This is a genomic window from Desulfurivibrio alkaliphilus AHT 2 (assembly GCF_000092205.1).
GTDB classification, from domain to species: Bacteria; Desulfobacterota; Desulfobulbia; order Desulfobulbales; family Desulfurivibrionaceae; genus Desulfurivibrio; species Desulfurivibrio alkaliphilus.
The window spans coordinates 345,825-370,612 of the sequence record NC_014216.1 but is presented as its reverse complement, the minus strand read 5'-3'; the positions used below and the strand labels follow the sequence as shown (position 1 = coordinate 370,612).

General features: G+C 61.8%; 25 protein-coding genes and 1 tRNA gene. 9 read left to right on the top strand and 17 right to left on the bottom strand.

Features of this window, described 5'->3' with window-relative positions; all coding sequences use genetic code 11:
* Positions 1 to 5: 5 nt before the first annotated feature.
* From DAAHT2_RS01660 to DAAHT2_RS01645, 4 genes are all read right to left on the bottom strand, one after another.
* On the bottom strand, positions 6 to 647 hold the full coding sequence (locus tag DAAHT2_RS01660; RefSeq protein WP_013162565.1) for an MBL fold metallo-hydrolase: 642 nt from the start codon (positions 645 to 647) through the stop codon (positions 6 to 8).
* A gap of 160 nt (positions 648 to 807) precedes the next feature.
* Positions 808 to 1,776, bottom strand: a complete 969-nt coding sequence (locus DAAHT2_RS01655; RefSeq protein ID WP_013162564.1) for an Mrp/NBP35 family ATP-binding protein — start codon at positions 1,774 to 1,776, stop codon at positions 808 to 810.
* 136 nt (positions 1,777 to 1,912) lie between these two features.
* Complete coding sequence (locus DAAHT2_RS01650; protein WP_013162563.1) at positions 1,913 to 2,443, bottom strand: DUF3334 family protein; 531 nt, start codon at positions 2,441 to 2,443, stop codon at positions 1,913 to 1,915.
* 169 nt (positions 2,444 to 2,612) lie between these two features.
* The gene (locus DAAHT2_RS01645) at positions 2,613 to 3,062 is read right to left on the bottom strand and encodes a gamma-glutamylcyclotransferase family protein (RefSeq protein WP_013162562.1); all 450 of its coding nucleotides are present in this window, start codon (positions 3,060 to 3,062) and stop codon (positions 2,613 to 2,615) included.
* 104 nt (positions 3,063 to 3,166) lie between these two features.
* On the opposite strand from DAAHT2_RS01645, the gene DAAHT2_RS01640 reads away from it, so the two are divergent.
* The 6 genes from DAAHT2_RS01640 (at position 3,167) to DAAHT2_RS01615 (ending at position 10,489) form a co-directional block, all read left to right on the top strand.
* Positions 3,167 to 5,434 carry a vitamin B12-dependent ribonucleotide reductase gene (locus tag DAAHT2_RS01640; protein ID WP_013162561.1) on the top strand — a complete coding sequence of 756 codons (2,268 nt, stop codon included), beginning with the start codon at positions 3,167 to 3,169 and terminating at the stop codon, positions 5,432 to 5,434.
* A gap of 22 nt (positions 5,435 to 5,456) precedes the next feature.
* The gene (locus DAAHT2_RS13665) at positions 5,457 to 6,305 is read left to right on the top strand and encodes a glycosyltransferase family 2 protein (protein ID WP_013162560.1); all 849 of its coding nucleotides are present in this window, start codon (positions 5,457 to 5,459) and stop codon (positions 6,303 to 6,305) included.
* Between the two features lie 141 nt (positions 6,306 to 6,446).
* The gene (locus DAAHT2_RS01630) at positions 6,447 to 6,989 is read left to right on the top strand and encodes a hypothetical protein (protein WP_013162559.1); all 543 of its coding nucleotides are present in this window, start codon (positions 6,447 to 6,449) and stop codon (positions 6,987 to 6,989) included.
* A 56-nt stretch (positions 6,990 to 7,045) separates the two neighbouring features.
* Positions 7,046 to 8,038, top strand: a complete 993-nt coding sequence (locus DAAHT2_RS01625; protein ID WP_013162558.1) for an amidoligase family protein — start codon at positions 7,046 to 7,048, stop codon at positions 8,036 to 8,038.
* Positions 8,004 to 8,864 carry a gamma-glutamyl-gamma-aminobutyrate hydrolase family protein gene (locus DAAHT2_RS01620; RefSeq protein WP_013162557.1) on the top strand — a complete coding sequence of 287 codons (861 nt, stop codon included), beginning with the start codon at positions 8,004 to 8,006 and terminating at the stop codon, positions 8,862 to 8,864. Before DAAHT2_RS01625 ends, DAAHT2_RS01620 begins: the two co-directional genes overlap by 35 nt.
* Positions 8,865 to 9,058: 194 nt before the next feature.
* On the top strand, positions 9,059 to 10,489 hold the full coding sequence (locus DAAHT2_RS01615) for an HD-GYP domain-containing protein (protein ID WP_013162556.1): 1,431 nt from the start codon (positions 9,059 to 9,061) through the stop codon (positions 10,487 to 10,489).
* A 93-nt stretch (positions 10,490 to 10,582) separates the two neighbouring features.
* Here the strand turns inward: DAAHT2_RS01615 and DAAHT2_RS01610 are convergent, their stop codons facing one another.
* The 11 genes from DAAHT2_RS01610 to cutA all read right to left on the bottom strand — a co-directional run bounded on the left by DAAHT2_RS01610 (position 10,583) and on the right by cutA (position 18,636).
* A complete protein-coding gene (locus DAAHT2_RS01610) occupies positions 10,583 to 11,290 on the bottom strand; it encodes an N-formylglutamate amidohydrolase (protein WP_013162555.1) in 708 nt (235 codons plus the stop codon).
* Entirely contained in the window at positions 11,257 to 12,504 is a 1,248-nt protein-coding gene (locus DAAHT2_RS01605) for a carboxylate-amine ligase (RefSeq protein ID WP_013162554.1), read from the bottom strand. The genes DAAHT2_RS01610 and DAAHT2_RS01605 overlap by 34 nt, the downstream gene beginning before the upstream one ends.
* A 110-nt stretch (positions 12,505 to 12,614) precedes the next feature.
* A complete protein-coding gene (locus tag DAAHT2_RS01600; protein WP_013162553.1) occupies positions 12,615 to 14,078 on the bottom strand; it encodes a RimK family ATP-grasp domain-containing protein in 1,464 nt (487 codons plus the stop codon).
* The gene (locus DAAHT2_RS01595; protein ID WP_218915032.1) at positions 14,066 to 14,671 is read right to left on the bottom strand and encodes a C39 family peptidase; all 606 of its coding nucleotides are present in this window, start codon (positions 14,669 to 14,671) and stop codon (positions 14,066 to 14,068) included. Before DAAHT2_RS01595 ends, DAAHT2_RS01600 begins: the two co-directional genes overlap by 13 nt.
* 122 nt (positions 14,672 to 14,793) lie before the next feature.
* Positions 14,794 to 14,882, bottom strand: a tRNA-Ser gene (locus DAAHT2_RS01590).
* A gap of 156 nt (positions 14,883 to 15,038) precedes the next feature.
* Complete coding sequence (gene tadA / locus DAAHT2_RS01585) at positions 15,039 to 15,524, bottom strand: tRNA adenosine(34) deaminase TadA (protein WP_013162551.1); 486 nt, start codon at positions 15,522 to 15,524, stop codon at positions 15,039 to 15,041.
* A gap of 30 nt (positions 15,525 to 15,554) precedes the next feature.
* A complete protein-coding gene (locus tag DAAHT2_RS01580) occupies positions 15,555 to 16,475 on the bottom strand; it encodes an NAD(P)/FAD-dependent oxidoreductase (protein WP_013162550.1) in 921 nt (306 codons plus the stop codon).
* Positions 16,476 to 16,507: 32 nt separating this feature from the next.
* Complete coding sequence (locus tag DAAHT2_RS01575) at positions 16,508 to 16,726, bottom strand: cell division protein FtsQ (RefSeq protein ID WP_013162549.1); 219 nt, start codon at positions 16,724 to 16,726, stop codon at positions 16,508 to 16,510.
* Between the two features lie 343 nt (positions 16,727 to 17,069).
* Positions 17,070 to 18,020: a membrane protein gene (locus tag DAAHT2_RS01570; protein ID WP_013162548.1), complete on the bottom strand. Its 951-nt coding sequence runs from the start codon at positions 18,018 to 18,020 to the stop codon at positions 17,070 to 17,072.
* 80 nt (positions 18,021 to 18,100) lie between these two features.
* Complete coding sequence (locus DAAHT2_RS01565; RefSeq protein ID WP_013162547.1) at positions 18,101 to 18,313, bottom strand: hypothetical protein; 213 nt, start codon at positions 18,311 to 18,313, stop codon at positions 18,101 to 18,103.
* A 5-nt stretch (positions 18,314 to 18,318) separates the two neighbouring features.
* Positions 18,319 to 18,636, bottom strand: coding sequence for a divalent-cation tolerance protein CutA (gene cutA / locus DAAHT2_RS01560; protein WP_013162546.1), 318 nt, complete (start codon positions 18,634 to 18,636; stop codon positions 18,319 to 18,321).
* 215 nt (positions 18,637 to 18,851) lie between these two features.
* Here cutA and DAAHT2_RS01555 point away from each other — a divergent pair, with 215 nt between their 5' ends.
* Both DAAHT2_RS01555 and DAAHT2_RS01550 read left to right on the top strand, forming a co-directional pair.
* On the top strand, positions 18,852 to 19,634 hold the full coding sequence (locus tag DAAHT2_RS01555) for a type III pantothenate kinase (protein ID WP_013162545.1): 783 nt from the start codon (positions 18,852 to 18,854) through the stop codon (positions 19,632 to 19,634).
* Positions 19,618 to 20,553, top strand: coding sequence for a S66 peptidase family protein (locus DAAHT2_RS01550; protein WP_013162544.1), 936 nt, complete (start codon positions 19,618 to 19,620; stop codon positions 20,551 to 20,553). Before DAAHT2_RS01555 ends, DAAHT2_RS01550 begins: the two co-directional genes overlap by 17 nt.
* Here the strand turns inward: DAAHT2_RS01550 and DAAHT2_RS01545 are convergent.
* Complete coding sequence (locus DAAHT2_RS01545) at positions 20,546 to 21,271, bottom strand: lysophospholipid acyltransferase family protein (protein ID WP_013162543.1); 726 nt, start codon at positions 21,269 to 21,271, stop codon at positions 20,546 to 20,548. The genes DAAHT2_RS01550 and DAAHT2_RS01545 overlap by 8 nt on opposite strands.
* A 190-nt stretch (positions 21,272 to 21,461) precedes the next feature.
* Here DAAHT2_RS01545 and DAAHT2_RS01540 point away from each other — a divergent pair, with 190 nt between their 5' ends.
* Positions 21,462 to 23,162, top strand: coding sequence for a DUF748 domain-containing protein (locus tag DAAHT2_RS01540; RefSeq protein ID WP_013162542.1), 1,701 nt, complete (start codon positions 21,462 to 21,464; stop codon positions 23,160 to 23,162).
* A 12-nt stretch (positions 23,163 to 23,174) separates the two neighbouring features.
* Here the strand turns inward: DAAHT2_RS01540 and DAAHT2_RS01535 are convergent, their stop codons facing one another.
* Positions 23,175 to 24,767 (bottom strand): peptide chain release factor 3, encoded by a 1,593-nt coding sequence (locus tag DAAHT2_RS01535; RefSeq protein WP_013162541.1) that lies wholly within the window; start codon positions 24,765 to 24,767, stop codon positions 23,175 to 23,177.
* Positions 24,768 to 24,788: the final 21 nt, after the last annotated feature.

Here is a 24,788-nt window from a genome sequence, read left to right as displayed (position 1 = left end):
TTCAATCAATACCACTTTTCTTGCAGAAAGGGGTTTTCCGCCGCCTCGGCGGCGATGGTGGACTGTGAACCGCCGTAGCCATGGCCGGGCCAGACCACCGTTTCCGGGGGCAGAACCAGCAGGCGTTGGCGGATGGAATCGACCAGGGTGGCGGTGTCGCCGCCGGGAAAATCGGTGCGGCCCACGGCGCCGACAAAAAGGGTATCGCCACTGAACAGGTGGGGCGGCGAATAGAGGCAGATGCCGCCGGGGGTGTGGCCGGGGGTGTGAATAACCTCCAGCTTGATGCTGCCCAGCTCAATGGTGTCGCGATCCTGCACCAAACGGTCGGGAGGTGGCGAGGGAGGCAGCCCCAGCATGGAAAAATACTGGCCGACTTCCGGTTTGCCAAAAAAAGCGGCATCTTCCCGGTGCATGACGATTTCAGCCCCGGTGGCCTCTTTTAAAGCGGCGTTGGCCGCCACGTGGTCGGGGTGGCCATGGGTGCAGACCAGCATTTTAAGTTGCAGGTTGTTCCGGCGGCAGTGGTCCAGAATAAGCGCCTCGTCGCCGCCGGGGTCGATGGCCATGGCCTGGCTTGAGTCTTCACAAGCCAGGAGATAACAGCAGACGCCCATGCTGCCTACGGTTAGCTGAGTGATTTGCATACTTGCACCTGTTTTGGGGTTAATTTTGATGGCATCGCAAAAACCCGCCAAACCAGTTGGTCGGTAACGCAAAAACAATTAGTTACAAAGCGTGCCCAGTCGGCGGCGCTGCTTTTTGCGACGCCGACAATTTTGCAAAGCCATCTTTTACCACGGGCTGTCAGCAGTCGCAGCGGTTGGGGTCGCATACCCCCTGGCAACCGCAACCGGTGGCCGGGGTTGCCATGGCCAAAGGCGGCGGGGCGACGGCTTGCCGGCGTACCGGCAGCGCCTTGGCCACTGCCGTTACCATCTCCTGCAAAGCGGTAATGGCCGGGCTTTCCACCGCCATGGCCACAAACGGGGTGCCGTCGTCGCCGGCGGCCATCACCCGGGGGTCCAGGGGAATGCGGCCCAAAAAGGGCAGGCCGCTGGACCTGGCCAGTTCTTCACCGCCACCGGTCTTGAACAGTTCGGCGGTTTTGCTGCAGTGGGGGCAGACGTAACCGCTCATGTTCTCCACCAGCCCCAGCACGTCCAACTTGACGTGCTTGCAGAAGTTGAGGGATTTGCGGACATCGGCCAAGGCCACCCGCTGGGGGGTGGTTACAACCAGGGCCCGGGCGTCCTTGATCATCTGGGCCACGGTCATGGGCTCGTCGCCGGTACCCGGTGGGGCGTCGATGACCAGGTAATCCAGTTCACCCCAGGCCACATCGGCGATAAAGCGGCGGATGGCCTGGTTTTTCAGGGGCCCGCGCCAAATAATGGGGTCATCCCGATCCTCCAGCATGTTCTCCAGCGACATCACCAGCAGGTTGTCGCTGGTGCGCCAGGGGGGCATTTTGCCGTCCTCCAGGGTGCCGGCAAAGGGTTCTTGCAGGTTCAGCATGCGGCAGACATCGGGGCCGTGCAAATCGACATCCATCAGGCCGACCTTGAAACCGGCCCGGGCCAGGCCCACGGCCAGGTTTACCGCCACGGTGCTTTTACCAACTCCGCCCTTGCCGCTCATAACCAGGATTTTGTGGCGTATCTTACCCAAAGCCAGGTCAATATCCAGGTTCTGCCGGGCGCCCGTCGCCGCCTTGGACTGGCAGGTGCTCTGTTGCTGGGCGTTGCATTTTTTCGACTGGCACGAAGTGCTCATGGCTCTACTTCCTCAAATGATGAAAAAAATTATTTGTCGGCGTCGCAAAAACCCGCGCCGCCGACCGGATACTCTTGGCAACTAGTTGTTTTCGCGTTAGCTACCAACTGGTTTGACGGTTTTCTGCGAGGCCATCTTATTTCATGGCAATGAATTCGGTGCGCTCCAGGGAAAGCTCCATGTAAAAGCGATGGGTTTCCAGGCTGAAAGAGAGGCGCCGGCTGACCTGGTACTCCGATTCCGGGGTCAGGGTGATGGCGCTGTTCAAGGCAATGGCCTTCGGCTGGCCCATGTTGGAAGACAACTCGTAGTTGCTTTCCACCATGCGCAGGGCCCGGCCCATGATCTGATTGGTCATCTCGCCGATGGTGTCCACCACCTCCGCCGAGGTGTAGTCATTGGCCAGCTCGCTCTCCGGCATCCCCATGGTCAGCATATAACTGCGGTACAGCTCCATGGCCGCCCCGGCGGAGAAATTCATGATCACCAGACCGTTGTAATCGCCGTTGAACTGCACAAAACAGCCCACCGCCGGCTTGAGGCTGACCTTGGGGATATCCTGCAGGGTGTTGGCGTATTTCAGGCTTTTACCGGTGCTTTTGTCCAGCGTTTTCTTGGTGGCCTGACAAAAAAGACGTGCCACCTGATCAATGGTTTGATTGGCCATGCTTTGTTTCCTTCCTTTTACCTGAATCTTTACTCCACTGATTTTCGATGCACAAAGACATACCCGCTAGGCAATAGCAAAAAACGCCCACTATGACAAGGTTATTCGTAAACCTTACTAATGGGGGCGGTCAACCGGCCGAGGCAGAATTGCCAACTCTGGTTGGAGGTTACAAGCGACGATAGACCCAGGCTTCGGTGCCGTCGGCCAAGATGACCGGCAGCCGCTGGTAACGCACCCCGACCCTTTCGTAGCGATCCATGGCCGCCAGTTCGACAGCTCCGACCTGCAGCAGCAGGCCCGTTACCTGGCTCTCTGCCTCATCCAGCAGATCCAGGCCCTGGCGGCGATACCCCGGCAGCACCGCCGGCTGCGGCTCCCCGCCGCCCCCGAACACCAGTTGCCTGACCAGGGCAAAACGCAGTGTACCATAGACAAAAACCGGATGTTCCGCCTCCAGGTAGAGGGGGGAGGATTCCGGCACCTCCACCCGAAAAACACCGCCTCTTTGCTCCGCAACCAGCAAAAACAACGAAGCGGCCAGGAATAAAAAAAGGGCGGCCAAAAAAAACTTTCTATGGGCTTTTTTGATCTTTACTTTTGCCATCACTTTTGCCATATCTAGTGCTTCCACAACACTCGCCACCCCATATTTTGTGGCCAGACCAATTTAGTATACCAAAACAGCAACCTAACGCAACCTGACCGCCAGGAGGAGCTTCCATGCTCGAAAAAGCCTCGATCAAAACCGCCAAAATGCCCGCCGGCCTCATCAAGCCAAAGTTTTCCGCCAACGCCATGACGGTACTCAAGCGCCGCTACCTGAAAAAGGACGAGCAGGGCAAGGTGCTGGAATCTCCCCAACGCATGCTCTGGCGGGTGGCCAGCACCATCGCCAACAGCGAACGGCTTTACGATGCCACGGCCGACACCGAGGCCCTGGCCATGGAGTTTTACCGGCTGATGGCCGAGCTCGACTTCATGCCCAACTCCCCCACCCTGATGAACGCCGGGCGCAAGCTGGGCCAGTTGTCGGCCTGCTTCGTACTGCCCATCGAAGACTCCATGCCCAGCATCTTCGAAGCGGTGAAGCAGACCGCCCTGATCCACCAGAGCGGCGGCGGCACCGGTTTTTCCTTCTCCCGCATCCGCCCCAAAAACGACGTGGTGCACTCCACCAAGGGCATCTCCAGCGGCCCCTTGTCCTTCATGTCGGTGTTTGACTGCGCCACCGAGACCATCAAGCAGGGCGGCACCCGGCGGGGGGCCAACATGGCCATCCTGCGGGTGGATCATCCCGACATCATGGATTTTATCAAGGTCAAGTCGGACCTGGACGTGCTGCACAACTTCAACCTGTCGGTGGCCATCACCGACGAGTTCATGCGGGCCCTGGCGGAAAACGGCGATTACGCCCTGATCAACCCCCGTAACGGCGAGATCGTCCGCTACCAGAACGCCGCCAAACTCTTTCGCCAGATCGTTAAACAGGCCTGGCTGTCGGGTGAACCGGGAGTGGTCTTCATCGACCGGATCAACGCCGAAAACCCCACCCCCGAGGCCGGTGAGATCGAGTCCACCAACCCCTGCGGCGAACAACCGCTGCTGCCTTACGAGTCGTGCAACCTGGGCTCCATCAACCTGGCCAACATGGTCAAGGACGGCAAGCTTGACTACGAGCGTCTGGGTTACTGCGTGGACACCGCCGTGCACTTCCTGGACAACGTGGTGGATATCAACAATTACCCGCTGCCGGAAATCGAACAGGTTACCAAGCAGAACCGCAAGATCGGCCTGGGGGTGATGGGCTTTGCCGATCTGCTGGTGCAGTTGGAAATCCCCTACTCCTCCCAGGAGGCGGTGGAGCTGGCGGAAGCGCTGATGCGTTTCATCGATGAACGGGCCCTGAAGGCCAGCATCGCTTTGGGCAAAAGCCGGGGTGCCTTTCCCAACTTCCCGGACAGCATCTATGGCCGCCAGGACCCCAAAACCCCGGTGCGCAACGCAACCCGCACCACCATCGCCCCCACCGGCACCATCAGCATCCTGGCCGGCTGTTCCAGCGGGGTGGAGCCGCTGTTCGCGGTGGCCTTCCTGCGGCGGGTGATGGACAACGACGAGTTGTTCGAGGTCAACCCCCGTTTTGAAAAGATCGCCAAGGAAGAGGGCTTTTACTCCCACGAACTGGTCAAGCAGATCGCCCACAACGGCACCCTGGCGGGCCTGGAGGAAATCCCCGCCAAATACCGGCGGATCTTTGAAACCGCCCACGACATCACCCCGGAAAACCATATCGCCATCCAGGCCTCCTTCCAGCGCCACACCAACAACGCGGTGAGCAAGACCATCAACTTCCCCCACCAGGCCACCGAGGAAGAGGTGCGCCAGGCTTACCTGCTGGCCTATGAACTGAACTGCAAGGGAATGACCATTTACCGCGACGGCTGCCGGGAAAACCAGGTGCTCAACATCGGCAAGACCGACAAAAAGGCGGCTGCAGCCGTCCCAGTGCTGCCGCAGAAGCCCTTCAAGCGCGACCGGCCGGCCATGCTCACCGGCTGCACCTACCAGATGAGCACCGGTTGCGGCCCCATGTACGTAACGATCAACCAGGATGAAGATAAGCACCTGTTCGAATTGTTCAACACTGTGGGCAAGGCCGGGGGCTGCGCCGCCAGCCAGTGCGAGGCCATCGGCCGGCTGGTCTCACTGGCCTGGCGCAGCGGCATGCCGCCGGAACCGATGATCAAGCAGTTGATCGGCATCAGTTGCCACAAGCCGGCCGGGTTCGGGGAAAACAAGGTGACATCCTGCGCCGACGCCATCGCCCAGGCCATACGCCAACACCTGGAAAAGACCAACGGCCACCGGGACCAATCATTGGACGAGGTCAACCACCTGTTCGGTGCCTGCCCGGAATGCGGCGGGGTGATCGAGCATGAAGGAGGCTGCTGCGTTTGCCACGCCTGCGGCTACTCCGAGTGCGGCTAAAAAGGTCATCGCAGCACACCGCATGTCGCTGAACCTGCGCTACAGTTGCGTGATTCCCACCCGGGACCGGGGTGACATGGTGCAGGAGGCGGTGGCCTCGGTACTGGCCCAGACCCTGCCGGCGGCGGAGATCATCGTGGTCGATGACGGCTCCCGCGACCATACCGCCGCCACCCTGCGCGCCCTTTATCCCGGCTTGCACCTGCTGCAACTCGACGGCCGGGGGCCAGGCGCGGCCCGCAACGCCGGGGTGGCAGCAGCATCGACGGAGATCATCCTGTTCCTTGATTCCGATGATCTCTGGCTGCCGGATCACGCCCAACGGTTGCTGGCCGCCCTGGCCGGCCGCTATGCGGTGGCCTACGGCCCCACCCGCAATCTGAACCTGGTCGACGGCGGCGAGTTTGCCATTCCGGCGCCGGGCGAAGCAAAAACCGGGGACTGTTTTGAGGCCCTGCTGCGCTGGTGTTTTCTGGTTCCTTCGGCGGTGGCCGTGCAGCGCCGGGCTTTTACCGACTGCGGCGGCTTTGGAATGGAGTTTCCGGGCGAGGATTGGGCCTTTTTTCTCAAGCTGGCGGCCCGCCACCACTTCGCCTATACCGGCGACCCGCCGGTAACCCTGCGGCGTCTGCACGCCGGCAGCCTCTGCCGGCTGGCCGCACCGGAGCAACTGGCAGCCGCCCTGAACCGCCTGGCAGGACTCTTTGCCGCCGGCCAGGATCACCACCAGCTCACCGCCCTTCGCCGCCGACAAGTACGGCAAAGATTCGCCGAACTGGCGGCCTGGACGGAAAGCAGATCCCGCCAGGCCCAATGGTCGACGATAGAGGCCTGGCAGCAAGATTTACGCAACAACGGTATGCTGGACTAACCGCGCCAAGTGGCGAACCAGCCGGCAGCCTGCCCCAGGCCGCTGCAGGCTACCGCCGGCACCGGCTTCGCCCCCGCACCAGAATCTTGGGGCACAAAGGGGTGCCATGCCTAAAACAGCCAACTCAACATGGAGAAGGCGATGAAGACTGAAAGCTACCAGGAAGTACCAGGATTCTACCGCATCATCCCCTTAAAACCACTGCGGCAAACACCCGGGGTGCTGTTCGACAACGTACCCATGGAGGTACTGCCCCGCATCGATGCCATAGACCGGGTGCTGCACCAGGGCGGCGCCGTCTCGCCGGGACCGGTGGGCGAGGTGGCCCGACCCTGGTACATGCACCCGCACCAGGACGACAACCTGATCGTGCTGTTCGGCCATCGAATGGTGGACATTTATCACCCCAAGCATGGCCGCTTGAGTTTCACCGTCACGCCGGATAAAATACTGGCAACCGACGGCAGCGAGATTTACCCGGGTCCGGCCATGCTGGTCTGGCCCCGCTACGTCTTTCACCGTATTGTCAGCGGCCCGGAAGGTTCAGCCTCGCTCAACTTTGCCGTCCACTACCCGGGGCTTGATATGCGGACCAACTTCAACATTTACCAGCTTGATGAAACCGATGGTAAATTCCAGGTAATCAGGGAGGGTTTCCGGGACCAGGGAGACTTCCCAACTTAAGCCGCAAACCTTCACAGCAGACCCAACGCCCCACGGCCAGCCCCAGGAGGAAATTGATGCCCGCAAACTTCCGCCCTCTGCCCTGGACCACCGGCCCCAACGGGCAGCCCCGCCAGGTGGGGGTTGAAATAGAGATGGCAGGGGTGGACCTTGCCACCATGGCGCAGGCGGTACAGGCCGAATTCGGCGGCCGGGTGGAATACCTCAACCCCTTTCTCAGCCGGGTTTGCGTACCGGAGTTTGATGATTTCGTAATTGAACTCGACGCCCGGGTGCTGCAGGACCGCCGCTACCGGGAACACCTGCGCCACCTGGGAATCGAGCTGGATGACGAGGACAGCGAAACCCTGGAGCGTTGGCTGGCAGAGGCGGCCGGCATCCTGGTCCCCCACGAGATCGTGGCCCCGCCCCTGCCGCTGGCTGCCCTGCCCCGCCTGGACCGGGTCCGGGCCGCTTTGCAGCAGCAAGGGGCCCGCGGCACCCAATCTTCCCTGCTTTACGCCTTCGGGCTGCAGATCAACATCGAGGCCCACCGGCTGACAGCCGACTGGCTTACCGCCATCTTGCAGGCCTTTATTCTGCTCTACGAGGCCCTGGTCAAAGCCGGTAATATCGATTTAGCCCGCCAGATCTCGCCCTACATCCGCCCTTTCCCCGGCAGTTACGGCCGCAATATCCTGCAGCCTGATTACCAGCCAACCATGGAGCAGTTGATCGACGACTACCTGGAACACAACCTCACCCGCAACCGCCCCCTGGATATGCTGCCGCTGTTTGCCGAAATTGACCCGGAACGGATCAGGACTGCCCCGGTGGAGCATGAGCTGATCAAACCCCGGCCGGCACTGCACTACCGGCTGCCCAACTGCGAAATCGACGACCCCGCCTGGAGCCTGGCCCAACCTTTCAACGGCTGGGCGGAGGTGGAACATCTGGCGGCCGATTCGCAACGGCTGCAATCCGCCGCCGCCGCATACCTGCAACGTCCGGCCCAGGCCCTGGGACAATTCGCCGATGACTGGGCGGAAAAAATTCGTGACTGGTTCTAAACAGCACCTCCTCCCCTCCCGGCGCTTGAGACCGGTGGTGGCCGTTACCGGCCCGGATCGGGGCGGCTGGCCGGCCTGGCTGTTCACCGCCTGGGCGGTGCGCCGGGCAGGCGGCCGCCCCTTCCGGGTGCGACCGGGCAAACCACAAGCGGGGCGCCATTTCGACGCTCTGATCATCGGCGGCGGCGCCGATGTCGACCCGGAACTGTACGCAGAAGACGAAGGCCCCGCCCCGGGGGAAATTAAGGCTGCGGAAAAACGCCTCGCCCAACGTTTAATTGGTTACTTTTTTTACCCCTTCCTGTGGCTGCTGCGCCTGATGTTCCAAGCCCACGGCGGCGTTTTAGACCAGCGACGCGATCGATTGGAAAAAAAGCTGATCAACCAGGCCCTGGCCGCCGGCAAACCTATCCTGGGTATTTGTCGGGGCATGCAACTGATCAACGTGGTTCGCGGCGGCACCTTAAACCGTGACTTGAGCGGCTTCTACACCGAAACTCCCCAGGTACGGGGCCTGTTGCCGGTAAAAAAGGTTGATCTGGCCGGCAACTCCCAACTGGCGGCCATTTTTGCCGCCAACTCAATCCTGGTCAATGCCATCCACAACCAGGCCGTGGCCTCTTTAGGTCAACACCTGCACGCCACCGGCCGGGAGAAAAACGGGATCATCCAGGCCATCGAAGCCGCCGACAGCTGGTGCATCGGGGTGCAATGGCACCCGGAATATCTGCCCCAGAAAAACGTACACCAGCGCCTGTTTCGCGCCCTGATCCGAGAGGCCCTGGACCACCAGCCGGGCAGGGCTCTGCATCCTGACAATCTTTAAGACATTACACCCAGCCTGAACCATGCTCCATGAATACCCCATCCCGACCTTGGCCAAAGAGACAAAAAATATTGCTGTTTATGCTTAAGTCGAGGTATCATCAAAACAATGGTATCAGCCAGCAGACCTGTTTGATGAACAGCCCGCAGCGGCCAAGATGGTTGCCGGCCACATCAGCCAATGGTGGATTGTACATGAATGCCGATCAGCAACAGGTAGCATCCGACCCCAACTCGCCGCATCTACCCATCGATCGCCTGATCGAACTGGTACGCAGTGGCGGTAAAGTGCGGACCGGGGTGGATGTGTTCAACAAGCACGGGCTGCTGTTGCTGGAGAAAAGCGTACTGGTGGAAGACCCGCAGATCCTGGTCAAGGCCAGAAAGCTGGGGGCGGCGATGGTGCCGGTTTCCGAACAGCAGACCGGCGGCCTCTGGGATCGGAAAGGCCGCAAGATTGCGTTGCCGTCAATGGCAGCCGATGCCGCCGGGGCCGAAAAACCAAACCTGGCCGCCGCTGCTTCCGACGTTGATCGGCGGATCAACGAAATCATGACCATGAAAAAGGAGGCCGCCTACAAGTACGAGAAGGCCAAAAGCTGCATCAAAGAGGTACTGGAATCCATTCGGGCCAGCGGCGGCGAGTTCGACCCGGAACCGGTCGCCGCCACCGTCAACGAGTTGGTGGACTTTGTCAGCAACAGCGACAACACCTTCGCCTACCTGACCCGCGAAATTTTTTCCTACGACGATTACCTCTATAATCACTCCATCAACGTCTGCACCATCGGCACGGTGGTGATGCAGAGATTCAGCAATACCTTCGGCACCGCCATTAACACCTTTCTCAATCTGCATGCCGGCGAAATTCCGCTGGTCAGGCCCGATGACGAGCAATCTTTTGTTTACTACACCGATTCGGAGTTGCGCAACATCGCCATCGGCTACTTCATGCACGACCTGGGCAAGGTAATGGTGGCGCCGCGAACCCTCAACAAAACCGGCAAGCTGACCCCCGCCGAGTTTGCCGAGGTAAGGTCACACGTCACCGACAAAGCCTCGCTGATTCTGGAGAAAAACAAAATCACCGACCCCCATATCGTCAATGTCTGCCGTTACCACCACGCCGGCCTTTTCCGCCACGAGCCCGACTGCTACCCGGAGCATGACTACCGGCAGGTGCCGACCTATGTCAAGGTCTGCAAGCTGGCGGATATCTACGACGCCATGACCTCCAAGCGCTGTTACAAGGAGGCCATGAACCCGGTGGGGGTGGTGACCGACATCTTTCACCATTACGCCGGCAAAAACCCCTTGCTGCAGTATGTTTTGCATTCCTTTGTTAAATCGGTGGGGATTTACCCCGCGGGCAGCGTAGTCACCCTGACCAACGGGCAACTGGCTTATGTGCTGGACAGCAACGGCCCCACCCTGCTGCCGGTAACCGACACCGGCGGCATCCCCCTGTCCCGCCGGGCGGAAGTGATCATCCCGGACCAGAATCAAACCGCCGAAGGCGAACAGGTAATCAAAGTCGACCGGCGGCGCCCCCCCATCTCACCGCTGGAGGCCTTTCACCTGCTGCCCGGTTATCTGCGGCGCACCCTGGAAGTGGATTTTGCCTAAACCCGGCTTTGCGGTAAGTGTTTCAAGTATTCCGGGGCTTACCCGTCAACGATCCCGAGCGCCTGGCCAGCCTGCCAAGGGCGGTCAATGGCATCAGCACCGACTGCCTGCTGCCCGGCTTACCGCCGCAACCAACCCGGTCATGATCCGGTCCCAGCCCGGGCCATCGACCAGCGCGGTATTGACCTCAAGCTCCATGGTGATCAGTTGCGCAGCACGGAACCGGCGACGATGCTGCTGGCCGAGCCCGTTGGATACGCCACGGTACGGGTAATTCATGCGCACCCTTAAACCCGGCAATCGTTCGGCGATGGCCGAGCGCAGACCCTGGCACCAGCGACGTTCGCCGGGCCGGGCCGGATCGTAAAGCAGGCCGATGTCGGCCGTTCGTACCACCCCGTCCAGCACCGGCGTGAAGCTGTGACAGGCCAGATGCAGCACCGGTCCCGGCAGACGCGTCACCGTTTCGGCGTAGGCCTGCCAGTGTGGCTGCCAATATTCGGCCATCAGCACATGGCGCTGGGATGCCGGTAAAGCCCGGCTGAATTCGCTGAACAACCGGGGGTGGCCGGCGGAACGGTTGAGATCGACCAGCAGCCGGGTCACCTGCCCTTCGAGCAACGGCGCATCCAGGACCTCGGCCAGGGCCCGGCCCAGTTCGCGGGAGCCAGGGTCCCAGGCCCGGTGAGTCTGCAGGATCGCCTCGTGGCCGGCAAACAAGGGGCGCCAGCGCTCTGGCACGGCGGCACTGGCATGCTCGGTCGTGATCAGGACAGAAACAGGCGGTTTTCGGCCAGACATAAGCCTAACTCCCGGTAACAGAGGCGAATTTCCTCCTCGCTCGGCACAGAACCCAACCGCCGCACGATCGCCTCGGCCAGGCTGCCGCGGACAATTATTCGTTCGAGCATTCCGGCCGCAGTCGGGCTGACGGCCAAACCGTCCTCGAGCAGCTTGCGCCAGAGTTCAGCCGCCGTCAGGGGCCGATCGCAACCAAACAACGCCAGCAATGCTTCAGACCCAATCTCCGCCTGGCTGCCCTGCTCGCCGCAGCGCCACATCTGCTCGGCCAGGGCCTCGGTAGACAGCGCCTGCTGGGCCGCGAAGCCGGCCAGGCGCTCCTTGTACAGGGCGCGGACCAGCTCGACCACCGCCTCGGCAATCGCCAGGTCGGCGGCCGGGCACTCCTGCAGGTCGATCACCCGAATCTCGATGGTCTGCCGCTCGAAGCGGGCAATTGCCCCGCGCGAGTTGAGCCATTCATCACTCAGAACCTCGTTCGGGTCATGCGGCCGGATCGCCGCGTACATCGGCTCGAGAATTTGCCGGTGATAGTCCTCAATCCCGGTCACCGGCTCGGGCACGACCAGGCCCGAAATTTCAGGAATTGCCTTCTGATTGTCGCGGTAATACCTGAGCCGATTGTCCAGCCAAGCCGAACGACGGCCCTGCTCCAGCGGCGAGGCGGCAGCCAGCGCCGGAATCAGCGGCAGCACGATACGGATCGCCGCGTGCAGACGGCGAAACTCTTCTTCATCGTAGAACGGCAGGTTGATATGCATGCTCTGCAGATTCGACCAACCGTGGCCGCGACAGCCGAAGATCCGATCATAGGCCTCGTAGATCTCGTTCTGGCCATAAGGCCAAAGATGGGTCTCGCGGGCCGGATCAAACAGCGGATGCATGGCGGTCGGCAGCAGGCCGGCGCCCAGGGCTGCCAGCTTGCCGTTGATCTCAACCAGGTCGCGATGAAAGCGCGCGCCCAGGCCGACCAGCGACTCGGCCGGCCCGTTGGTCTTGAGCTCGAGCACATGCTGAACCAGCTCGTTTGACCAGGCTAGCTCACCGTGATCAACCTCGTTGACCACCGCACCGTCCGGCCCGATCAGCAGCCGATCGGCCAGCGGCCGGACGGCCAGCGTCCGGTGATCGACGATCATGTACTCCAGCTCGATGCCGTAGCCGGCAAAGGCACGCAGCTTCAGCAATGGTGTCACGGGTTCAAGAGTCGGCATCAGTTTTCAACTCGCTAAAGCTTCATCATTTAAACTTTCCCACCTTTGCCTCCTTGGCGCCTCTGTTCCTCTGCGAGAAGCTTTGCCCGCCTGCCAGCCAATCACCCGCCTCACCTCTGGCCAAGCTTGTGCGCCATGACCCGCTGCAAGATCACGCCCATGATTTCGCGGTACAGCGCCCCCTTGAGTACGGCGTCTTCGACCCCGGCGTCGATTGAGGGGTTGTCGTTGACTTCGATCACCATGATCTTGCCGTCGACTTCCTTCAAATCAACCCCGTACAGACCTTTGCCGATCAGGCCGGCTGCGCGCACCGCAGTCTGGATCACCGCCGGCGGCGCCTCGCCGACGCTCAGGGTATCGGCATCGCCCTCGTGCTTCTTCCCGCCCTCACGATGGATGATCTGCCAGTGGCCACGCGCCATGTGGTAACGACAGACGTACAGCGGCCGACCATCAATCAGCCCGACCCGCCAGTCGAACGCGGTCGGCAGGTATTCCTGGGCCACGATCAGGTCCGAATTCTTGAGCAAGGCATTAACCCTGAAGCGCAGGGTCTCGGCATCGTGGACCTTGACCACGCCAATCGAAAAGGCGCTGTCGGGCTGCTTGAGCACCACCGGCAAACCCAGTTCAGCCTCGATCCGCTCGGCGTTGTCGCGATGAACCAGCAGGGTGCGCGGCCCGGCAATCTGGTTGCGCTGCAGCATCTCGGCCAGGTAGACCTTGTTGGTGCATTTGAGGATGGAATCCGGGTCGTCGATCACGACCAGCCCCTCGGCCGTGGCGCGGCGGGCAAAGCGGAAAGTATGGTGATTGACTGCGGTCGTTTCGCGGATGAACAGGGCATCGAACTCGGACAGGCGCCCGATCTCGTCCGGGCCGATCCGCTCGATGTTGAAACCCAACTCCTCGCCGGCCTGCTCGAAACGCTTCAGCGCCTTCTCATCCGACGGCGGATCGGACTCGTCCGGATTGACCAGCATGGCCAGGTCAAAACGGCTGGCCTTGCGCGCCGTGCGCCGCGGCCGCTTGCCGGAGAAATACAACTCGGCCGACTCGCGCAGGAAATCCATGTGACTCTCGGGAATCTCGCTGAAGGCCGGTGTGCCCAGGCGCCGCAACACCCAACCGTCCTCCAGGCGCTGAAACTCAGCCCGCAGCAGGGGGGCCGGGAACAGATTGAACAGCGCCCGCGATAACCGCTCGTAGCGCCGCGCCAGGTTGCGTCCGAAATAGATACTCAGGGTGAAATGATCGGAGTGGAGCGGCTTGAAGTTGGTTTCGATCAACCGACCAAGCTCGGCCGAGGAGACCCGGATCACGTTCTGCGACTTCAGGTCCTGGATCGTGTTGATCGCCGGCAACGGCTTGTGGCCGCGCGCGGCCGCCAGCAAAGAAACGTAGTAGCCGTTGGCCTGGTAGCGGTAAGAGCGGCACAGGTTGTAGACCCGGGCCGACTTGAGCGCCGACCAGACCGGGTCGGTCAGGTAGTCGCGCGCGGTCACCTTCTCGACCCCGGCAATCTTCAACGGCCAGTCCTCCGGCCGGCTTACTACGATCAGTTGGCGCATGGCCTGAGCACCAGCAAGTTGGCGTCGTAGGTCAGCGCACCAAGCAGGATCGCGCCGATCACCCGATCAACGTGCACCCGGTAGTTCTGGCTGCCCTGGGGGTTATCGTGCATGGGATCGGCCACCAACACCTCACGGGTAGCACGATCATAACCGGCCAGCAGCACGAAATGCCCAACCGGCTCGCCACGCACGTCATCGTCGATGTCGTCGGGGCCCCACTCGCGCGCTGACCGGTACAGGTAGGTCGCACTCAGGCCGGTCAGTACCGGTTCACCATTGCTCAGCAGGCGCCGCAGCAAGGCCCGGTTGAGGTCGGCATAGCGAATCTCACCACCGCCGGCCAGGTAACTAAGATAGCCGTCGGTGGCAACCTGCAGCTTGGGTCGGCGCTTGGCTCGAGCCTGGGCCCGCAGCTTGGCCGCCAGATCGGTCTTGCGACCAACAAACCAGGTCGGGTCGAACACTTTCAGGTTGTAGGTGTAAACGATGGCCGAAAAGCCCCGCGCCAGCGCGTGGTTGGCCAGGAATACGTCCAGCGTCCCACCATGGTCCAGGCGCTGGATCTCGTCGATGATCTGCGCCAACGCCATCTCGCGCCCGTAATGACGATACAGCGCATGCAGGCAAGTCGGCCCGCAGGTCGTGGTATCCGGCTGCGGCTCGATCGGAAGGGCGGTGAAGGAGGCGGTCAATGGCAGGCCCTCGGTTTGGCTGGCGGAGAGGGTGGGATTCGAACCCACGGTACCCAGGAGGTACAACGGATTTCGAATCCGTCCCGTTCGACCACTCCGGCACCTCTCCTGCTATGCTGGTCCTGCCTGGTTCAGTCCGGGCTGCGCAGGGCAAGCCGGCCAAAGAATCTGGCAGAGCGGGCTAATTTACCGCAAGCTTGGTAAGACGACAAGGTTTGTTTTGCACTTGCCGTGTGGCGCTGTCCTGGTCATAGCCCACGCCGTTTCAAGAGCGTCGGGCCCGGAAAAAATCCCGCAACAGTTGGCCTGCATCCCGGGCCAGCACTCCTGCCGTCACCTGCAGGCGGTGATTGAGGCGAGGGTCGGCGGCCAACCGGTACAACGAAACCACCGCTCCGGCCTTGGGGTCATTCGCCCCGAAGACCAGGCGCTCGATACGGGCCTGGATCATGACGCCCACACACATCAGGCAGGGCTCCAGGGTGACGTAAAGGGTGGTCCCGGTCAGCCGGTGATTGCCGATCCGGGCGGCCGCCCGGCGCAGCACAACGATTTCGGCATGACCGCTGGGATCATGATCGCCAATGGTGCGGTTGCCGTCCACCGCCAGGATTTCCCCCTGCCGATCAATCAGCAGGGCCCCCACCGGCACTTCACCACGCGCCGCCGCCGCCCGGGCAGCCTCTAATGCCTGGTGCATCAAGCTGGTATCTTTCGGGGCCGGCGGCGCACCGGGAAGCTGGTTTACCATCACTGGCCCGGGCCCCGATTACTGCCCGGCTCAGGCAGCGTCGGCACGTTTCTGCTTGGCGGCAAAATTAGCGGCCTCCCAACCGGCCACACAGCCCTCGCCCACCGCCTTGGCCATCTGCCAGGGGGGGCCGGCGATATCGCCGGCGGCGTAAATGCCGGCCATATTGGTTTCCTGCTTCTTGTTGGTGGCGATAAAGGAAAAGGTTTCCGGGTCCATGGCCACCCCCATGGTGGCGGCCAGGTCCATGGCCCCCTTGGCCCCCAGCTCGATGAACACCCCCTCCACTTCCAGGGTGGTGTCGTTTTCCAGCACTAAGCCGGCAACCGCCTGCTCGCCCTGGATCTCCTTGACCCACTGGCCTTCATGCAGCTGCACAGGGCTTTGGCTTAGCTCAGCGCGTAGTTCCGGCGAGGCCTCCAGCTTACGGGCCACCAAATGGACTTCCGAGGCGTAACGGGTGAGGGTAATCGCCCCGTCCACCGCCGCCGACTCGTTGCCCACCACCGCCACCTTGGCGTTACGGTAGAAATTGGCATCGCAGTCGACACAGTAGCTGACCCCTTTACCACTCAGCTCCTTTTCCCCTTTCACCTTGAGTTTTTTCCTGGCATTGCCGGTGGCGAAAATCAGGGTCCGGGCCATGAACTGCCGGCCGCTTTCAATTTTCACCTTGTACAATTCGCCGTCCTGCTCGATGTTGAGAACATCCTCGGCGATTACTTCCGCCCCGAATTTCTGCGCCTGCTCCAGGGCGGTGGCCATCAGTTCACTGCCATCGGTAACTCCCGGCACGCATAAATAATTTTCCACATGGGCCTGGTAAATGGCACTGCGCTCCACCTTGCCCAACACCACCACCTCGGCCTTTTTGCGTACCGCGTGCACCGCCGCCTGCAAGCCGGCAGGACCGCTGCCGATGATCAGCACATCAATAATTCGCTCGCTCATTATTCCTCACCTTTCGGCTCTCTGTCGCCGCATCAACTTTCTTCCACCTCAATGCCCCGCCGCCGCAGATCCTGCACCACTTCGGCAAGCTGGGCCTGGACGCAATCATCAATGGCGTATACGTTTTTCATGCCGTCATTGAAATAGAGGGTGAAACGCCCCCGGGCATCCACTTCGGCCCGGCGGATATGATCCTGGTCCAGCCAGGGTTTCAACTCTTCCATAAAATCCTGCAGGGCACATGTTTTCATAACCTGCCTCCCGGTAATTTGGTTATTGGGGCTGCGTAACTACATGCAAGGCCAAGCGTCCACAACAGATTTACTCTACCTGCTGCCGCCGCCTTTGACAAGAGCCGGAGCTGTGCCGACCAGGGCAACGTCAAAGTCGCGTGGCGCTGGACGGGGGCCGCGAAACCCGGTAGCGACGGGTTCGCCCGCCGCCAGGCGCATGGACGCGCAGGAGGCGGCGGGCGCCTCGGAGGCGGGCATGGATGCCCGCCGAGAATGAGTCGCTACCGGGTTTCGCGGCCCCCACCCCGGTGCCACAACCAATGCTTTGACGTGGCCCTGCCGTGCCAGCCGGCGGCCGTTTTCAGGCGCTGAGGAAGAAATACACCGTCCCCACCAGAATCACGCTGCCGGCCCGGAAAAGCTGGCTGACCACGATCAGTTCGGCGGCCAGGCGGGGCGGGAAGATCCCGGCATAATAGGGTAGCTGGTGGCGCAAGGCCTGAATGGGGGCGGCCAGCACGGTTCCGGTGAGCAGCGCCAGCACCACCTCCCGGTTGGCCATGGTGTGGCCGTCCAGCAGGGCGCCGGCCGCCGCCAGCCCGGCGGTCAGCTCGGTGGCCGCCACCAGCACGATGATCCCAATCCCCTCCGGCGGCAAAAAGGCCAGCAGGCTGAAATTTTCCTCCACCCAGGCACTGAACAGGGCAAAATAACCCCATGCTGCCGCCATAAAAAAAAGCGCGTAAATCGGGGCGGTGATCAGCATGATACGCAGCAACCGGCGGCGCAGGCGTTTCCAGGCCTTGAGCAGAGCCTCCCGCAGGGAGGGTTTGCCCCCCCCGGTCGGGGCCACAGGCCTGGCCGCCGGGGCCGGCAGCAGCCACCGCCCGGTTGCGGCAATCAGCAAGGTTCGCAGCAGGGCGGCACAAAAGGTCAGCCCCACGTACAGCAGGGCCGCCCCTTTGATGAAGGGCGCCATGAGAAAAAAAACCGTGGGCAGATGCAGGAAAAAACGGGGCAGGCTATTGAGCAGATTGGCCAGCAACACCTCGCGGCGGCCTATTTTACCGTCGCGATAAGCCTCGGCCAGGGTGGTATTGGCCGAAACTCCGGATATGAAGGCCAGGGCGAAGCTGGCCCCGGAGGTCTCCGAAAAGCGGCCAAAACGGACAAACGGCAGAGCCAGGCGCGACATCATCCGGCTCCAGCCCAATTCCTCGATCAGGCTGGCCAGAATCAACCCCAGGGAGATAAAGAAAAAAATCCTGACCAGAGGGAGCGCCAGCCCGGTAAGCAACTCGCCGGGCGCCATCAAAGCAACCACCCGCGGGCAAACAACCTGGGCTTATGCCTTGCCGGGCAACGTTTTTTAATCATCCCACCCCCCGCATGCTACATGGTCATCCGGACCCGGCCGCAATCGGGGCAGATCCAGGTGGGACCGTTGCTCAGCCCCCACAGGTTGTCTTTAAAACAGGCCTCGCAAATCTCGAAGCCACAGGGGCAGTTCAGGCAGTAAGGCAAGGTCTGGCGGCAGCAATGGCAGACAAAACTGCTCTTGCGGCGCCGACGCCGTTTGGGCTGATTGTTTTCCTGCGCTGCCACGGCTTTTAATCCCGCAGTTCCGTCTGCAGCCACTTCTCGTAGGCGCTGCTGCAAGCCGGCAGCGGATGTGCCACCACTTCCGGCACCTCATAGGGGTGAATCCGGGCGATACTCTCCTCGATACGCTTGAAATGATCGGCCCGGCACTTGATCTGGCACTGGTACTCATCGGCCCGCTCGATTTCTCCCTGCCAACGGTACATGCTGGTAATGGGGCCGACGATCTGAACACAGGCCGCCAAATGCTCTTCCAGCAAGGTCCTGGCGATCCGCTCGGCGTCTTCCTTGGTGGCCACGGTGGTTACTACCTCAAGATATTCCATTATTGCTTCTCCTTGGAGCTTTTCTTGTTTGCTTAACCTCTTTCCCCCGGCAACCGCTGCCGCCGCTGGACAAAGAGCCTGTCTATCTGGTAAAGTCGGGCTGGTAAAGTCCGGCTGATAAAGTCCCGGCATTCACCCGAATGCCTGCAACCTTTCATTCTAACCCGTGGGCCCCGGAGAGTGCAACCCACTCTCGCCCGGCAAGGAACAAGACCATGCTTCTGGCCATCGACGTGGGCAACTCCCACACCGTTATCGGGCTTTTCGACGGCACCCGGCTGCGCAGCCAGTGGCGCCTTGGCACCAGTCAGGCAGTCACTGTCGATGAACTGGCGGCCCGACTGCACACCCTGTTCACCATGGAAAAAATCACCTTCGGGCATATCAGCGACATGGTGATCGCCAGCGTGGTGCCGCCGGTGACCTCGACCTGGAACCGTTTTGCCCAGCGTTTTTTGGGCCAGGACCTGAAAGTGGCACCAATGGTGGTCAGCCACGAACTGGACTGCCTGATCCGGGTTGAGCTCCCCAACCCCGCCGAAGTGGGGGCCGACCGGCTGGTCAACGCCGCCGCCGCTTACCAGCAGCACCAAGGCGCGCTGATCATCATCGACTTCGGCACCGCCATTACCCTGGACTGTGTTTCCGCCGACGGCGCCTATCTGGGCGGCACCATCACCCCCGGGATCGCCATTGCCCTGGAAGCCATGGGGCAACGCACCGCCAAGCTGCCCCGGGTGGATATTGCCACTCCCCCGGCGGCAGCCATCGGCAACAGCACGGTGGAGGCCATCCGCTCGGGGGTGCTGTTCGGTTACGCCGGGCTGGTCGATGGCCTGATCCGGCGCATCCGGGCGCAAATGGCTCCGGCCGACCCCAAGGTCATCGCCACCGGCGGGATGGCGGCACTGATTGCCCCTTACAGCGAGGGGATCGAGGAAGTTGACCCCCTGCTAACCCTGGAAGGACTGCGCTTGATCCATGCCCGCAACCACTGAACCTGCCGCCAACCGCCAACCGGCAACCGCCCGACACCTGCCGCCGCCGCTGCGCCCCGGCGACACCATCGGCGTTTTCGCCCCCGCCGGGCCGGTGCAGGACCGCGACGCCGCCGAAGCCGGGCTGCGCCTGCTCAACGAGGCCGGCTTTGTCATCCGCCATCGGCGGGGGCTGCTGGAACGCCGCCGGGGCTACCTGGCCGGGGAAGACCGGGAGCGGGTCGAGGAACTGCACGAACTGTGGCGCGACCCCGAAGTCAAAGCCCTGCTGGCCCTGCGAGGCGGCTACGGCTGTTTGCGGCTGCTGCCGCTGCTAAACTGGGAACTGCTGGCCGCCCGCCGCAAGCTGCTCATCGGTTTTTCCGACCTGACCGTACTGCAGTCGGCCCTGCTGCAAAAAACCGGCACCTGCCCCCTGCACGGCCCCATGCTCAGCACCCTGGCGACCAGCGACCGGGAGTCGGTGCGCCATTTTTTTCAGGTCATCGGCGGCGACTACTGCCGCCCCATTCGCCCGGCCGGTCTTGAGATCATCCGCCCCGGCCAGGCCCGCGGCCCTCTGCTGGGAGGCAACCTGGCCTGCCTCAATCACCTGCTGGGCACCCCCTGGGAGCCTGACCTGCGCGGGTCGATTCTACTGCTGGAAGACGTGGGGGAAGCCCCCTACCGCATCGACCGCCTGCTCACCCAACTGGCCCTGGCCGGTCGCCTGACAGGGCTGGCCGGCCTGATCTTGGGGGAATTCCAGGACTGCGGCCCGCAGGAGGATATCTGGCAACTCCTGCTGGAGCTTACCGCCGCCCAACAGCTCCCGATATGGGGCAACTTTCCGGTCGGCCACGGCCGGCGCAACCTGACCCTGCCCCTGGGGGCAACGGCCAGCCTGGACTCAAGTCGCGGCGAACTGATTTTCACATAAGCGAGCGAACCTGGTTTTCCAGCTTCGCCGCCAGTGCCTGTTTATCTTTCACCGTATAGTCGGCCGCCTTGACCGGCTCCCCAAGGCGAATCAACACCCGCCCGGGCTTGGGCAGCAACTTACCCTTGGGCAGGATTTCGTGGGTACCAACGATGGCCAACGGCACGATCTCCACTTCCGACTTGATGGCCAGCACCATGGCCCCGGCCTTGAAAGGCTGCAGTCGGCCATCGGGGCTGCGCGTGCCTTCCGGGAAAATAATCACCGAAGTGCCGGCGGCAATCTCTTTGGCCGCCTCGTTGAGGCTGACCATGGCCCGGCGGCCATGGCTGCGATCCACCGGAATATATCCGGCCCGGCGCATGGCCCAGCCAAACAGCGGAATTTGAAACAGCTCTTTTTTCGCCAGCCAGCGAAAATCAAAAGCCAGAAAGCCCTGCAGCACAAAGATATCAAACTGGCTCTGATGGTTGGCGGCAAAGATATAGGTACGGCCGGGATCCAGGTGCTGCAGACCCGCCACCTCAACCTTCACCCCGCTGACCCGGCAGATGGCTCGGCCCCACCAGCGGGCCAGAAACTGCAACTGCTCGCCCCGGTAGCCAAGAAAAATCGCCAGCGGCAGGGCCGCAAAGCTGACCAGTCCGGTAAACAGGGGAATCGCCAAAAGGGCCATAAGGCCGCGAAAAAAATTAAACACCGCCGAAATTTGTTTCACGGTTGCCACCACGAAGGGAGATGGTTAATATAGCTGGCGCTGCTGAACGTTCCCCGCTGGCAGCAAACCGGCGGCTGATTATAGCATGTCATCCGGCCCTCCGCCACCTTCACGGCCCATTGTTGCACCGCCAGCCGGCAGCGACACGCCCGCCATATGGCATACAAAAATCCAGCCAGACCTGCGCACCATGGCCAACCAATTGCAGCGAAAAGAAACCGACCCCATCGGCGAGATCCCCATCGCCGGGGAGGCCTATCTGGCCGAATCACCGCCGCCGGCCGACGGTGCCACGATTCCCGCCGATTCGCCATCATGGCGCAAACCTCAGCCAGCCGGGCAGGAAATAAAGCCGCCGGGGCGGCGCAGAACTTCCTCCAGCCGCCGGCGGCAAGTTGCAAATCACCTCTTCTGGCCCGGGTTGCTGGCCGCCGTTTTGCTCTTTTTTTACCTGGCCGGGGCGCTGGTGCTCTTCCCCCTGACCGCTCCCAGGCTGCTCTCCCAGGCGCTAGAAAAAAAGCTGGACCGGCCGGTAACCATAGCCCGGGCCGAATGGCGACCGCTGGCCGGGCGCATGATTCTGCACAACGGCATCATCGGCCCCCGCAAGGCGGACCCCTTCGACCGGGTGGACCCGCTGCTCTCCTTCCGCACCCTGACCATGGATACCAGCCTGCTCTCGCTGCTGCGCCGGGGCCGACCGGTGTCCGCCATGGCCATCCACCAGGGCTATGCCCACCTGGTGCGGGAAGAAAACCGCTATACCAACTTCGCCCATCCCCGTTTTTTTGCCGGGTTGCGCTGGTTTCCCGAGGTGCTTTTGTTGCACAACAGCCGCCTGGAGTTCAGCGATCAGCGCCAGGAACCGGTTTTCAACCTGGGGTTACACGAGATCAACGGCAACCTGGAGCTAAAGCGAAGCGCCGAGCTGACCTTTGCCCTTTCCGCCCGGGGACCGACAGCAAGCGTCATGGAGCTGGAAGGGGTGCTGCCGGGCCACGACACCGGTGGCGTCGCCAGGGCCGAGCTGACTCTGCGCCAGATGCCGCTGACCGCCCTGGCAGCTTACCTGGAGCCCCGGCTGGCGGGAACCATCAAGCAGGGGGAGTTGGACGGCCGCAGCAATTTTGTCGGCCATAACGGCAAAATAATCATCAACCAGCAGTTGGTGGTCGGCAACCTGAAACTGGCGGCAACCTCGGAGGATGGTCCCCCCCTGCTCCTGCTCCAGGCCCTGCTAACCAACCGGCAACGGCAGATTCCTTTTGAGTTGGCCGCCAGCCTGGACCGGGAAAGGCCGGAAAGTCGCTACCTGGATGCGCTGACGGCCAAATTAAGCGAGTGGCAAACCGCGGCCGCCGAAGATCCTTTCAGCCTGCTGGCCCGGGAGTTACCGGAGTTGCAGCTAACCGAGCAGATCACCTTTGCCCCCGGCAGCAGCACCCTGAGCCGGGAAAGTGGCCGCCAACTTGATCAAACCGCAGCAGCCCTTAACCGACGCCCTCTGCTTTCCCTGCATCTGCAGGGGGTCAGCGATTTCACCTGCGACCGGCAGGCCCTGCTGGACAAGAAGGAACAGGCCGTGCAACAACAACGCCGGCAGGCGGTGGCGGCCCTGGCCCGCCAGCTAAGCGGCGAGGGCAACGAGGAAGAGCTTGGCCAACCGCCACCGGAGAGCCGGCCCCTGCAACCCGGGAGCATCACTGTCGGCCGGGATGAACTGCGTGAGCTGGCCCAACAACGCCGGGATGCGGTGTTACGGCGCCTGCAGGCCGCCCTGGAGGAAGGGCGGGAAGAGAGCCTGAAGCCGGCCCCGCCCCTGATCGCTCCCCCGGCCCGGGCTGGGCAGGGCTGTTCCGGTGGCGTTGGCTTACAGCTTGGCCACCTCTGATCAGGTAAGCGTTCAGGAGTGTTCCCGGGTTTTGTGAAAGGTTACCCGGGGAAACATCTCCATGGTCCGGGAGAGCATCCAGGGGCTTTCGCTGAGAAAGGTCAGGTGTTCCTCGGCATCCAGGGCCATGTTGTTCCAGTTTTTGGCCTTGAACTCCTCCAGCAGCTTACGGTCATCGGCACTGACCCAGCGGGCGGCGCCATAGGCCACCGGTTCATAATCCGCCTCCACCCCGTATTCGGCTTTTAGCCGGGCCACCGTGACCTCAAATTGCAACACCCCCACTGCGCCGAGGATAAAATCTCCCCCCTGCAGGGGGCGAAAAACCTGCACCGCCCCTTCCTCGGCAAGCTGGACCAGGCCTTTGGACAACTGCTTGGCCTTGAGAGGATTTTTCAGCAGCACCCGACGGAAGTGCTCGGGGGCGAAATTGGGAATACCGGTAAAACGGAGTTCATCTTTACCGGCGGTAAAGGTGTCGCCGATCTTGATGGTGCCATGATTGTGAATCCCGATGATGTCGCCGGGATAGGCCTCTTCAACGTTGGCCCGGTCCTGGGCCATGAAAATAGTGGCGTTGCTGAGCACCACCTCCTTGCCCAAGCGCTGATGCTTCACTTTCATGCCGCGCTGAAACCTGCCGGAGCAGATGCGAAAAAAGGCGATACGGTCGCGGTGGGCAGGGTTCATGTTGGCCTGCACTTTGAAGGTAAAGCCGGAGAAGCTTTCCTCATCGGGACAAACCGGACGCGGTTCGGCCGGCCGACAACCGGGGGCCGGGGCCAATTCGACAAAGGCATCCAGTAGTTCCTTGACCCCGAAGTTATTGATGGCGCTGCCGAAAAAAACCGGCGTTTGGCTGGCCTTGAGAAACTCCTGGTGATCATAGGGGTTGGCGGCCCCGGCCAACAGTTCCAGATCCTCACGCAACTTGTCCGCCGCCGAACCCAGCAGTTCATCTAAACGGGGATCATCGAGATCCCGGATCGTCACCCCACCCTCGTCGGCTCGCGTGTCCCGGCCGGGGGTAAAGAGATGCAACTGCCCCCGGTAAAGATCGTATACCCCCTTGAACTGCTTGCCCATGCCCACCGGCCAGGATAGCGGCACACATTCAATCTGCAACTTGTCTTCAATCTGGGCCAGGATCTCCAAGGGGTCCATGCCCTCGCGGTCAAGCTTGTTGATAAAGGTGACCACCGGCGTGTTGCGCATCCGGCAGACCTCCATCAGCTTTTCGGTCTGCGGCTCCACCCCTTTAGCATGATCAATAACCATCAGGGCGCTGTCCACCGCCGTAAGCACCCGGTAGGTATCTTCCGAAAAGTCCTGGTGGCCAGGGGTATCAAGCAGATTAACGGTATAGTCGCGGTAATCGAACTGCATCACCGAAGAGGTAACGGAAATACCGCGCTCCTGTTCAATGCTCATCCAGTCGCTCAAGGCGTGGGTGGCGGCCTTGCGGGCCTTAACCGAACCGGCCAACTGAATGGCCCCGCCAAACAGCAGGAGTTTTTCCGTTAAGGTGGTTTTGCCGGCATCAGGATGACTGATAATCCCGAAAGTTCTGCGGCGGGCGGTTTCTTTGGCTAGCTTACTGATCAAACTTTTTCTCCATGAAAAAAG